This is a genomic window from Tannerella forsythia (genome assembly GCF_003860135.1).
GTDB classification, from domain to species: Bacteria; Bacteroidota; Bacteroidia; order Bacteroidales; family Tannerellaceae; genus Tannerella; species Tannerella forsythia_A.
On the sequence record NZ_RQYN01000062.1, the window covers coordinates 1 to 13,317 of the forward strand.

7 protein-coding genes and 1 tRNA gene are annotated in these 13,317 nt (G+C 48.1%); 2 read left to right on the plus strand and 6 right to left on the minus strand.

Annotated elements, in window-relative coordinates; translation table 11 throughout:
- Nucleotides 1–530: 530 nt before the first annotated feature.
- From EII41_RS11995 to EII41_RS12015, 5 genes are all read right to left on the minus strand, one after another.
- A tRNA-Leu gene (locus EII41_RS11995) sits at nucleotides 531–614 on the minus strand.
- A 169-nt stretch (nucleotides 615–783) separates the two neighbouring features.
- Nucleotides 784–1,728: an alpha/beta hydrolase gene (locus tag EII41_RS12000; protein ID WP_124790784.1), complete on the minus strand. Its 945-nt coding sequence runs from the start codon at nucleotides 1,726–1,728 to the stop codon at nucleotides 784–786.
- A gap of 33 nt (nucleotides 1,729–1,761) precedes the next feature.
- On the minus strand, nucleotides 1,762–2,595 hold the full coding sequence (locus tag EII41_RS12005) for a deoxyribonuclease IV (protein ID WP_124790785.1): 834 nt from the start codon (nucleotides 2,593–2,595) through the stop codon (nucleotides 1,762–1,764).
- Between the two features lie 18 nt (nucleotides 2,596–2,613).
- On the minus strand, nucleotides 2,614–4,590 hold the full coding sequence (locus EII41_RS12010) for an ArnT family glycosyltransferase (RefSeq protein ID WP_124790786.1): 1,977 nt from the start codon (nucleotides 4,588–4,590) through the stop codon (nucleotides 2,614–2,616).
- A gap of 3 nt (nucleotides 4,591–4,593) precedes the next feature.
- Entirely contained in the window at nucleotides 4,594–5,337 is a 744-nt protein-coding gene (locus EII41_RS12015) for a glycosyltransferase family 2 protein (protein ID WP_124790787.1), read from the minus strand.
- 106 nt (nucleotides 5,338–5,443) lie between these two features.
- On the opposite strand from EII41_RS12015, the gene EII41_RS12020 reads away from it, so the two are divergent.
- Complete coding sequence (locus EII41_RS12020) at nucleotides 5,444–10,153, plus strand: translocation/assembly module TamB domain-containing protein (protein WP_124790788.1); 4,710 nt, start codon at nucleotides 5,444–5,446, stop codon at nucleotides 10,151–10,153.
- Nucleotides 10,146–12,455 (plus strand): BamA/TamA family outer membrane protein, encoded by a 2,310-nt coding sequence (locus EII41_RS12025; RefSeq protein WP_124790789.1) that lies wholly within the window; start codon nucleotides 10,146–10,148, stop codon nucleotides 12,453–12,455. The genes EII41_RS12020 and EII41_RS12025 overlap by 8 nt, the downstream gene beginning before the upstream one ends.
- Before the next feature lie 558 nt (nucleotides 12,456–13,013).
- Here EII41_RS12025 and EII41_RS14585 read toward each other — a convergent pair.
- A partial coding sequence (locus tag EII41_RS14585; protein WP_260425578.1) for a hypothetical protein occupies nucleotides 13,014–13,317 on the minus strand: 304 nt, incomplete at its 5' end.

A 13,317-nucleotide genomic window follows, 5' to 3' on the forward strand; every position in this document is an offset into this window, starting at 1 on the left:
CTATAACTGCCTGATTAATAAAATATAATACATATATTTTTCTAACGCGTAGCGTTAGAGATTTTTTCAAAAAAAAACATTGTTTAAAAACATATATTTCAGCATATTATAAGTATGTTTGAAATTGGTTTTATATTAAAAAAATAACTCAATGCGGAATTTGGGATGAAAAGGGGTATAAAACAGAGTTGAGGCAGTTGGGGTTAAGTCCCGATGAGTGAACCAGAAGCAAAAGCATTTCAAGTGCAAAGCATTTGTATAGGTAAACACTTATAGTGTAAACATAAAAGGCGGCACAGAGTGTGAACGATTATAATGTGAACACTTTGAAGTGAAAACAACGGGTGAATCTCAACAGGTTTGCACGTTGTTTTTTTTGTTTGTAGGTAGTTTACACCGATTACACCCAGATGATGGAAAAAAATGTTGAGTGAGGCAGAAAATAGAGCTAAAACAGGGGGTGGTGTTGCTTTTGGCTACTTGAAAAAATAAAAAGAGCTATAGTTCATTAACTTATAGCTCTTTCTTTGTACCCAGACCCGGGGTCGAACCGGGATGGATGTTACTCCACTGGTGTTTGAGACCAGCGCGTCTACCGATTCCGCCATCTGGGCATTTGCAGGCGCAAAGGTAGGAAATATTTTTAGAAAAAATGAAATTCATGAAGAAAAAAAGGTCGTAAAACCGGGCACAGGTCCGACAGCCTCGATATTTTCCGATATTTTATCTGTATATCTATAAGAAAATCAGCGGCTTTTCGAAATGTCGGAATCGCTATTACTGTCAAAGATATTTCCCGACAAATGCACTGACCCGTTGTGTGTATTCCTCGCGGTTGTCTCGATAAGAGACGGCATGGGCGGCGCCGGGTACGATCCACAGCTCTTTATCGCCTTGTTTCTTCGCTTCGTAGAGTGTATAAACCATCCACGTGAGCACATAATCGTCCGCATCGCCGTGGATAAAAAGGATCGGGTATTGGCTTTTTTCGATCTGCTTCAGTGCGGAAGCTTCGCGGAAGTCCCACCCGTAACGCCATTTACACAGCAGGCTCGTCGTGTATAGCATCGGCATTTCGGGCAGTCCGAAACCGACCTTTAATTCTTTCGAGAATTCGTCCCAGACGCTCGTATATCCGCAATCTTCAACAAAACAACGAACGTAGTCGGGTTGCGGGTCGCCAGCCATCATCATCGCGGTTGCGGCTCCCATTGAGATGCCGTGCACAACGATTTGTGACGAGTCCCCGAACGTTGTATGGGCAACTTCAGCCCAACGCATCACGTCGTGCCTGTCGAGCCATCCCATACGGATGTGCTCTCCTTCGCTTTCTCCTCCGCCATATAAATCAGGTAACAAGATATTGAACCCGAGATCGTGATGATAGAGATAGCCGATCATCAGCATCCGCACAGCGCTATCGGTGTATCCGTGAACGATCAGGGCGGTGCGCCGCGTCGGTTGGGATGCCTCTGCATAGAGCGCATGAAGGCGGACCCCGTTGTGTAGGATAAACGTATCGCGCAAGGCGCCGGTCTGTTTCAGGCTGTCAGCCCAAGGTTTGATGAACGGATACTCGGTAAACATGTACGCATACGATTCGTCGGTATCTTTGCCCGAGTTATTGGCAGGACAGAGCGAATAGTCGAGCATGTAAAAACTTCCTCCTGCAATCGCGGCGGATAGCAGGATCAGTATCCCGGACAAAAGATAGAGCGCACGTTTCATTACGTCTGTATTTTGTACGATAAAGTCTGTTTTTCAGTCTTTTCGCAACGACTTCAGTAGCTTAATCTCGGCCGCATAGCCATCTAATTTGTTCGGTGTTTCAAGATTGAATGGCAAATCACGCAGTGCTGGATGATTGATGATACGGGTGATCGCTTCGAGACCGATATTGCCTTCTCCGATTTTGGCATGGCGGTCTTTGTGGCTGCCCATCGGGTTGAGACTGTCGTTAAGGTGAATGGCGCGCAGTCTGTCCAGTCCGATGATTCGGTCGAATTCGTCTATCACCTCATCAAGCTGATGGATAATATCGTATCCGCCGTCGAAGATGTGGCATGTATCGAGACATACCCCCAAGAGATGCTCCAGCTCGACCCGGTCGATGATAGCACGCAACTCTTCGAACGACCGACCGATTTCGCTTCCTTTGCCGGCCATGGTTTCCAGCAGAACGATCGTACGTTGTTCCGGCTTCAGGATTCGGTTCAGCATCTCGACAATGTAGTCGATGCCGATTTCTACCCCCTGTTTCACATGACTTCCGGGGTGGAAGTTGTAGAAGTTACCGGGTACGTATTCCATCCGTCGCAGGTCGTCGGCCATGGTTTCCGTCGCAAATTTTCGCAGGCCGGCGTCGGCTGCGCAGGCATTCAGGGTGTAAGGTGCATGTGCCACGATGGAGGAAATATCGTGTTCTTTCGCCAGCCTTAGGAAGGCTTCCACATCTTTCTCGTCGATAGGTTTGGCCGTTCCTCCCCTCGGGTTACGTGTGAAAAACTGAAAGGTATTGGCTCCGATACTCACGGCTTCTTTGCCCATGGCCAGAAATCCTTTGGAGGCCGATAAATGACAACCGATTCTAAACATGCTGTTTCTGTTGTTTTTTTAATGAATAAATTTTACGATCTCGCATGGCTCCGACGTGCCAAACGTTTTAACGGTCTGAAACCGTCCTTCATACTTATGAGAGATGAACCACACATAGCGATGGATGCTATTGATGTAAACACCGTTATTTTGTGTCGGATCGGAACGGAGCTGGGGCAATAGCAGATAATCAATGCCTCTTTCCACGAGGTAGCGATTCATCATGTCCGGATCATAGATGCGCAGGGTAGCAGGATCAACCTCCCGGCATTTCCGTATAAAATCTTCCAGGTCGTTCGTGTGAACCATTCCCGCATTGTTCAACATTTCCGCAGTATGGTCTCTTAAGCTGTCTGCTACCAGATAAACACCCGCCTGATTTACCTCTCTCCCACCAATGTTTACAGGAGTCATCGAAGTTATGATATATTGAAGTTGTTCTCCATATAAGGCTCGTTTATCGATGACAACGATAAAAGGTATCTTTCCACTATTTTTCAGATACTCCAACGTGTCGATCGGAACCGTTAATGTTGCCGGTAATCCCGTAAATTCACGATCGGCATAAATTTTTGAGATCGACGCCTTACGGCTGACGATAACGGCATCTTTCTCCAGATTGTGAGCTGCCCACTGGCTTGCCTTGATAAAATTCTGCCAGTCGGGCGTGAGGCCGTAAAGTGTTTCGCCAAGCATATTCTGCTGTAAAACGGGGATGTTACGCGCCACTCGATTTTTGGATATGATGAGGGTACCTCCGCATACGACAAGCAACAACACCGGATAGATAAAGAAAAATTTTCTCAACGGTTTGGACTGAAACAGGTAGCATAGTCCTCCGAGCAGAAACAGTAGGATCAACGGATAATAAATCATGATCAATCGGTCTTGCCCCCAGATGATTTGGAGCAGTACGAAGCTTGCGAAGTTCATCACACCAATATAGATTCCCACGAACAGTAGTGCCAGATTCCGTCTGAACACAACGGCAAGCCCTGCGAAATAGAGCAGGTATATGATCACCGTACGCCATACATCTACTTCGGGCAGGTTGCTGGGGGTCTCCCGGACGAGTCCCATCATCTGACACAAGAAAGCAGAAAGGTAGATTTGCGAATTGAGCAGAAAACGATTCATGAAACCGGCTAAATCTTCCATCCCCTGATTCGGAGCGTAGTAGTCTTTCGCTAAATAGTTCCGGATATCGTAAGCGCTACCGGCTTCAGGCCAAACAACGGTCTTGAAGAGTTGAAACGCCGCGAAGACAAGCACAGCGGCAGTAACCGTATACAGTAAGTCTTTCCATCGTAGCTTTACCATAAAAAAGAGAGCCACAGCCCCTATAACAGCGTATCCGATGCTCCGTGTAAGCCCCATACACAAAGCCAGCACTCCGAGAATAAGGTATTTTTTCCAATCTGTTTTCAGGGTGTAGGACACATCGCTGTTACGCAGAAAATAATTGGAGAAGAAGTAGAGGAAAAGCGCTTGAGTCAGCATAAACATCGGTTCGCTATACGTATGGCTTGCATAGAAGAAGACAAACGAGCAAAGGCTCGTAAGCAATAGTGCGGGCATCAGTACAACTGCCGGAACGATGCCTCGGAAACTTTTATACGTAAGCCAGAGTGAGAGCAGGATAAAAACGGCCGACAGCGACTTAAGCAGGACCAGCTTGATCCCGAACACGCCGACGAACGGAGACAGAACGATCGGATACAATGGTCCTCGGAATCCCGGAAACCGGAACTCTCGCCAGAAGTTTTGGGCGTTTATGATATAGTCGCAGTCGTCACCGCTGAGGCTGACTTTGATATCGAAAAGCAGGATGCTCATCAATGCTCCCAAAATCATCGAAACGATAAAGAACATACGTTCGTTCCGTTCAAAAAAACGGTTGATCCGAGTGTATGCTCCCTGAGCGGGACGCGGATCGTGCGCCTTATCTCCGTGTTGATGTACCTTTGTCTGTTTGAGGCTTTTTTTTCTGTTCATTGCTCAAGGTCTGAATAATTTAAAATTAGCAAGTCGCATCTTCTGGAGACGATAAGCGAGTGATACACCCAATACGCCCCAGCCATACGTGATGCTTCGCCGCAGGTTAATGGACGAAGCTTCCTCGAAATATTTGGTCGGACAACTGACTTCTCCGATGCTGAACCCCAGATAGAATATCTGTGCCAGCATTTGGTTGTCGAAAACGAAATCGTCTGAATTTCTTTCATACGGAACAGCTTGTAATACTTCTTTCGTAAAAGCCCGGTAACCCGTATGATATTCGCTCAGTTTCTGTCCCATCAGCAAGTTCTGCGTGAGGGTCAGAAAGCGGTTGGCGACGTATTTATAAAGCGGCATCCCTCCGGCAAGAGCTCCTTTTCCGAGGATACGCGAAGCTATGACTACGGGATACAGTCCGTTAGCGATCATGAAGCAAATGGAGGTCAGCAGAAGCGGCGTGTACTGGTAATCGGGATGGAGCATCACGACGATATCGGAGCCGATCTCAAGCGCTTTATCGTAACACGTTTTCTGATTGCCTCCGTAGCCTTTATTCTTTTCGTGTTTAATGACATGTTGTATCCCTAACTCGCGAGCCACCTCGGACGTACGATCCGAGCTGGCGTCATCGACCAACACCACGTGATCGACAATATCGAAAGGGATTTCTGCATAGGTTTGTCGCAACGTTTGTTCGGCATTATAAGCCGGCATGACTACGGTTATAACTTTTCCTCGTATCATTTGTTGTTTTTAATAGCGGATGCAAAATTACGATTTTACCGTGGAAAAACAGTCGTGCATCTATGAAAATCTGTTTTTTCCATGTATTTTTGCAAGGTTTTAAAGGATGGAGACGACAACAGAGCACAAAAATAAAGGCACAATTAAGTGGATAAAAGGAATTGCCTGGCTGCTGCTGACACCCGTATTGCTGGTGTCGATTGTCTCATTGCTCTTGTATGTTCCTGCCGTTCAAAACTTCGCCTTGAAGCATGTAACACAGTACGCTTCCGAAGCTTTGGGATTGAAGGTCGGTGCAGGCCGTATTCTTTTATCGTATCCGTTGAATTTGACGCTGCAGAAAGTGTCGGTGCAAGATGCATCGCAAGACACGCTGTTTTCTGTCGGCGAACTGTCGGTGAAAATTCGTCCGTTGCCTTTACTCGACAAAGAAATCTGGGTGTCGTCCGTGCTGATAACGGATGTTTCCGTCCGTACGAAACAATGGCTCGAAGGCATGAGCGTTGAAGGTCACATCGGTCAGCTTATGACCTATGGGGGGCGGGTGTATCTGTCGAAAGAAAAAGCCATGTTGAACCAGCTTTCGATTACTGATGCCGATATAACGTTGCAAATCGACTCGCTTTCATCGTCACCGGATACGACAGATACACAAGTCAATTGGACGATTCTGGCCAACCGCCTTCGTCTCCGACAGATGGCGTTCCGATTACGGATGCCTTCGGATTCTCTCCGTTTAGAAACCCTCATCTGGGAAGCGGAGCTTACAAATGGCGCCGTCGATTTGGGTGCGGGGCAGTATAGCGTGTTAAAACTGGATTTGTCGGATAGCTCTGTCTCTTATGATGCCAACGACCAACCTCCTGCCGAAGGCTTAGATCCGTCTCACCTGCTACTCACGCAAATCAATCTGGAGCTGGATTCGGTTTTTTACCGTGAGCAGGATATCCGAGCTCACCTCCGTTCTTGTTCAATGAACGAACGTTCGGGCTTTCAAATTACATCTCTTACCGCCAGCGTACGGAGCGACAGCCTCACATTGTCCGTTCCATATTGCGAACTACGCTTGCCTCGTTCGCTGGTTGAATTGCAAGCGATGGTTCCCTGGAACTCCCTGACGAAAGATCCGCAGGGTAGTCTTCAAGCACAACTTACGGCATCCGTCCATTTACAAGATGTTCTTGTTCCGATGGGCCAACAAATACCCTTCTTAAAAGAGAGATATCCCGACACGCTACTGACATTTCATGCTGCCGTCGAAGGTAACATGCAGCAGTTGTATGTTCATCGGCTTCAGGGCTCCTTGCCGGGCACGTTCCGGCTGGATGCGCATGCCACGGCAGAACGGTTGACAGATAACGTGCATCGTTCCGGAGAACTGTCGCTGAGTGTGCAGATGCAAAACAAGCAATTGCTGAAAACGTGGCTGCCTGCCTTATCCGGCGGGCGCATCAGTATTCCCGACAGTTTGCGGCTGAAGATGGATGCTACATTAACTCGCGGGATTTATCAGGCGAATATGTTGCTCTCTGAAGGGAATGGTTCGGCTCGTTTTTCCGGAAAATATCACGCTGTTCAGAAGGAATACGCGGCAGATCTGATGATTGACAGCCTGAATTTGATACGTTTCCTGCCTAAAGATTCGATATTTTATGTAACGGCCTCGTTACGTGCCGAGGGAAAAGGAACAGACTTTTTCTTGAAATCGACTCATCTTATATTCGATGGAGAATTGAAGGCGTTGCAATATAAAGATCGGCACATCTCAGGTATTTCGGTAGAAGGTACTTACCGCGATCATCAGGCAAATGCCCAGCTGACGAGTACTTATCCGTATCTGAAAGGCTCAATTACACTCGACGGGAATATACGTAAAGACAAAATCGCCGGCATGTTGATTGTCGACATGGATACGTTGGATTTGCACGGTTTGAACGTAACGGAAAAACCGCTATCCCATTCGTTTCAACTTTTCTCGGAAATCGATACGGACTTAAAGAAGCAACATAGACTGGACGTGACACTCGGTAACTGGGAGATGGCGATGGAGAAACAGAAGGTGAAGCCGAAGACGCTAACCTTTCACGCGGCATGTAACGAAGATACGACACGCGTCTCCTTTCATGCGGGTGATCTTGGGATGGTGTTGACCGGAAATACCGATTTAGAGACTCTTATCGGCAAATTAACCGATGTATCGGATGATTTCCAAAAGCAAATGAAGAAAGATACCGTCGCACATTTGCAGCATCTGACACCCTTATTGCCCGAACTTGATTTACAGGTCCAGGCAGGACACGATAACCCGTTGCAAAACTATCTGCAGGAGAATGATCTTTCTTTCGATCGTTTTTCGTTCCGTGCTTCGACCTCTCCACACGACGGCATCAATGCCAACGGCATGTTGTTTTCGCTCATGAAAGATACGATCAGAATCGATACGGTACGTCTGAATATCCGACAAGATTCGATCGATGGACTACGTTACACTTGCGACGTGACAAAAAACAGATTTCGACGGCAGGAGCCATTTACGGCCGGTGTGCAGGGTGGACTTCAAACAGGAATGGCCGATATCGAAGCTTATTATAAGAATGCTCGTGGAGAAACGGGACTCCGGTTAGGTGCTCGTGCCACCAAACAGCCCGAAGGTTTCCGCCTTGAGTTTTTCCCCGAAAATCCCGTGTTGGGTTTTATGCCTTTTACACTCAACCAAGATAACTACATGGAGATACGCAGCCTGAAAGATATATCGGCCAACTTGAAGTTGACCGGTGAACAGAATGCCTCCTTGTGGATTCATTCGATGGAGACAGGTGGAAAAATGGATGAGTTATCCATCGAAATCAGTCAGATCAATTTGGAAAAGGTATCGCACTTCGCCCCGATGCCTGTCATGGGAGGGCTCGCTAACGTGGCACTGCGCTATGTGCCGATGGAAAAATCGTTTATGGTGGCGACTGACGCGAGTGTTGATGATCTCGTATATCAGGGAGGCAGCATGGGAGAATTGCTGCTAAGCGGGGTGTATCTACCGCTTGATAAAGATAAACATCAGTTTGACGCCCACTTCTTTCACAACCAGGCTGAGATTGCCATGCTCTCCGCTCTTTATCAGCCGTCAAATAATCATCAGGTGAACGGTACCATGACTCTCAACCAGCTACCATTGAAGATGCTGAATCCTTTTCTGGGCGCAACGGGCCGCATGCAGGGATGGTTGAACGGACGAATGACCCTGGCCGGAACAAACAAGAAACCTTTGTGGAACGGTCATCTGCAATTAGACTCGGCATTTGCATACGTGACGGCTGCCGGAACGGACTTTCGTTTCGACGATCGTAAGATAGAAGTGAAGAACAGCAAAATCCGTTTTAATAAATACAGCATTTATACGAATGGAAACAATCCGTTTACCATTAACGGAATAGTAGATATCAGTCGTCCGATGCACGAGACCATTAATTTAAGGTTGACTGCAAACAATATGCAGCTGCTGGACACCCGCAAAGAGCCGGGAAGCATGGTCTACGGCAAGATGCTGGTCGATCTGAATACTACCCTGAAAGGGCCGTTGCGCGCCATGCACATGCGAGGCAATCTACATGTGCTCGGCAGCACGAACTTGACGTATGTGGTTCCGGAGTCTAAACTGGAAAGTCGCGATAACTTTGCCGACCTCGTCACGTTTACGTATTTCTCCGATACGATTCCCAAGCGTCGTCGGTGGGGTGAGACGTTGAGCACGGCGGAAACGGTTCAGTCGCTTCCCTCGGTGGGGGGCATGGATATGTTGATGACCGTTCGCATCGATCCCGTCGTTCGTTTGAAGATCGATTTGGGCGGCGAGCAGTCGAACCGTATCGAACTGAAAGGAGGCGGCGATCTGTCGTTTCAGTACACTTCGCTGGGAGATATGAGGTTGAACGGACGTTATAATATATCAGACGGGCTGGTTCGATACAGTATTCCGGTCATTCCATTGACCGATTTTACGATTCGCGATGGTAGTTATGTCGAATGGCGAGGCAATCCGATGAATCCGTTCCTGAATCTTACGGCTTCAAGTCGGTTACGTTCGTCGGTCAATCTGGATGGTCAGTCGCAGATGGTCGATTTCGATGCCGGCATTCAGGTGCGGCAGGAGCTGCAAAAGATGGCGTTGAAATTTATTTTGGAAGCCCCGAATAATGGTACCGTGCAGAACCAGTTGGCAGCCATGGGAGAAGAAGAACGCAGCAAGCAGGCGATCAGTTTGCTCGTGACGGGGGTTTATCTGGCCAGTGACGGTGCCGGAACAGAACGGATGGATGTCGGGGCTGCCTTGAGCAGTTTGTTGCAGCGCGAGATCAACAATATGCTTGGCAGTCTGCTGGGAGAAGTGCCTTTCTCTTTCGACGTGAATACGTATGACGGTACCGACGGAAAAGGTCGGCGAATCGATTATCTCGGACGTTTTTATAAAGGTTTTATGAACGATCGTTTATACACCACGCTGGGGATGCGGTATTCGACGAATGATCCGGTAACCGGCGACCGGTTTTATATCGATGATGCATCGCTCGAATATCGTCTGGATACCGAAGGTTCTCGTTTCATCCGGATATTCACTCAGAAAGATTATGAGAACTTGTTCGAAGGAGAAATCCGAAAGAGCGGGGTAGAGGTGATTCTCCGTCGTAAAACGAGACGGTTTCGGGACTTGTTTGATTTTCGCAGACGACCGGCTATCCGAAGGGAAGAAGACCCGGACAGAAACGATCCGGACAATGATTCGTCAGAGAAGTTAGAAGATGAGCAGGAAAGAGATGAATAGCAAAATCAGAACGGGCATTGCGGGACTGCTTCTGGGTGGATTGTGCGCGTGTTCGACGACGAAAAATTTGCCGAAGGGCGAAGTGTTGTACACGGGCATTGAGAATATTACGGTGACCGATCGGGAACATGCCCGTGAAGCCGATGAGGTATTGGGAAAGGTGGAAGAAGCGCTCGCATATCCGCCTAACAATGCGTTATTGGGAAGTTCATCCAAGCGTACTCCGTTTCCGCTGGGGCTGTGGATGTATAATGCTCATGTCAACAAGAAAGGGGCGTTTCATGAATGGATGTTTCGCTGGCTCGCGGCAAAACCCGTCTTTATTTCAACGGTTTCGCCGGCTACGCGAGCACGTGTGGCGCAGAATCTGTTACGTGAGAATGGCTATTTTACGGGGACGGCATCATACGAGATCGTGCCGAATAGAAAAGATTCGCTTAAGGCAGGTGTACGTTATGAGATTACACTCAACGAACCTTATACGCTCGACTCCATCTTTTACCGGCGCATGCAGAACCGGGGCGATACGCTGCTTAAGCTGCAGGAAGATAAACGACTTCTGCGCAAAGGCGACCGTTTCAGTATAGAGACATTGGAAGCTGAGCGGCAACGTCTCGCCACGATTATGCGAAACAATGGATATTATTTCTTTCGTCCTGAATACATCATTTATCAGGCGGATTCGTCATTGCGGGAAAAAAAGGTCGATCTTCGTGTCGGACTCAAACAGGGAGTGCCGGAAACTTTGCTGCGTCCATGGTACATCGGAGGCATATCCATTTATCTGAGTGGCTACGATAACGAGCCGCCTACCGACAGCATCTCTTATAAAGATATTACCATTTATTACGAAAATAAATTGCGTGTGAAACCTTCCGTGTTATACAAGCAATTACAGTTTACACACGGCGAACTTTATTCACTCGAAAAACAGACCGAGACACAACTTGCCCTGAACAGGCTTGGTATTTTTCGTTATACCGACATGCAATACATGCCGGCCGACTCGTCTCATACATCCGATACGATGAATGTGCGCATTAATACTTCATACGATTATCCGTTCAACAGCCGGTTTGAAATCAAGGCCACAATGAACGACAACAACTACGCCGGTCCCGGTATCGTACTTGGCGTGACGCGCCGCAACATGTTCGGTGGAGGCGAGACGTTGACAGCCTCGGTGTTTGGTTCGTACGAGTGGCAGACAGGAGCCCGCGCAGCTGGTCATACGGGGCTTATGAACAATTACGAGTTGGGGGCGAAAGGTACGCTGACTTTCCCACGCCTCGTGCTTCCGCGCTTGGGACGAGGTACGTACGATTTTTCCGCCTCGACCCGTCTCGAGGCGCAGGTCTCGCAGCTTAATCGGGCCCACTTTTTCAGGCAGCTTGTTTTCGGGGGAAGTCTCGCCTATGAGTTTGTACCGAATCCGATACGCCGTCATACTTTCACGCCTATTCGACTGACATTTTCCCGTTTGCTCAATACGACTCAACGTTTCGACAGCATTGTCTCCCTCAACCCTTCGGTACGCCTGAGTTTGCAGGATCAGTTTATTCCTGCCATCGAATATTCGTACACGCTCGATAATTCGTCGGTACGGGAGGAGCGGAGCAAGACGTGGTGGCGTTTCTCTGTCTCCGAAGCCGGCAACCTTCTCTCCGGCGCCTATGCCTTGTTCGGACGCAAGTTCAACGACGAAAAAAAACTATTGGGCAATCCGTTCTCGCAGTTTCTGAAAGTCACGACCGAGCTTCGTTACAACCATTATATTAACCGCAATCACCGACTTGCTTTCCGTGTCGGTGGCGGTGTGATTTACAGTTACGGCAACACTATGCAAGCACCATACAGCGAGCAGTTCTATGTAGGCGGAGCAAACAGCATCCGTGCCTTTACGATCCGTAGCGTAGGTCCCGGACGTTTTGCCCCCGACCGTAACAATCCGTATGCATATATCGATCAGATCGGCGATATCAAGTTCGAAGCGAATGCCGAATACCGTTTCCGACTGGTCGGTGATTTGGATGGAGCGGTCTTCCTCGATATGGGAAATGTCTGGCTGATGCGTAACGATCATGCACGTCCCGGCGGACAACTCAAATGGAAACATTTTCTCAACGATATCGCTACGGGCACCGGTGTAGGCTTTCGTTACGATATGAATGTGCTCGTCTTTCGGTTCGACATCGGTTATGCACTGCATTTCCCTTACTCGACCAACCGTCGAGGATATTTTAATGCTCTTTCCCTCAGAGATGCACTCGGCTTCCATCTGGCACTCGGCTATCCTTTCTGATCGTCTTCGTTTGGGCAAGTACAACAACCGATACCGCTACAAATGAATTGAAAGCAGTATATCCTCTTTAAGGATTTCTCCACCCGGAACAGGACTTCCCAAAACTGTCATCCGCTTTATCCCAAATTATGCGATACACAGTTCGGCGTTTACCATTAACAATTATAATCCAGGCTTACAGCCCTCCGCCGAAATACGATGCCTTTTTCCCCCAACGCTTCGCATTGGGCTGAATTAAGGCGCCCTTTCAGGGCTTTTACAGCAATCAGCCTTCAGCGTTCAGCCCCGAAGAGCATCCAAGGGCTGAAAGCCCGGATTATTTCAGCCCCATCCCGAAAGGATGGGGGGTCGACATCCAAACCTTGTTCGCAGGGCTGAAGGCCTGAATTAAATTCATTCTAATATTTTCTATTGCGGAATCTGGGTTTATGATATACCCAACCGAAAAGAATCCGATAGGCATAAGTTTCGGATCCGATGCTTATCGGATTTTTTTCTATGCCTATCGGTTTTTAAAACTCACGTATCTCCTGTCTCCTCCGCATTGCAACACCCCATTCAACACCTGATAGACAAACGATATTTTTGGTTAAAAGTAGATAGGGGATTGAGATGTGCGACAAAAGCTATCAGACTCAATTTGGGCGAAAACCGGCATGAATCGTCACGGGAAAAAGATACGGGGAAATATTTCCTCGTTAAAATAATTGCGGACTCGCGATGAAACGGCTCCGGCTCTTCACCCTGATAGAGGCAGATCTTTTGCCGACGTAATTCGGGCAGGATGCCTTCGTTAAAAATCCGGTAGAAGGCCTGCTGCTGACGGTTGACCTCATCCGTAATCTCGCTCAGCGTTTCTTCC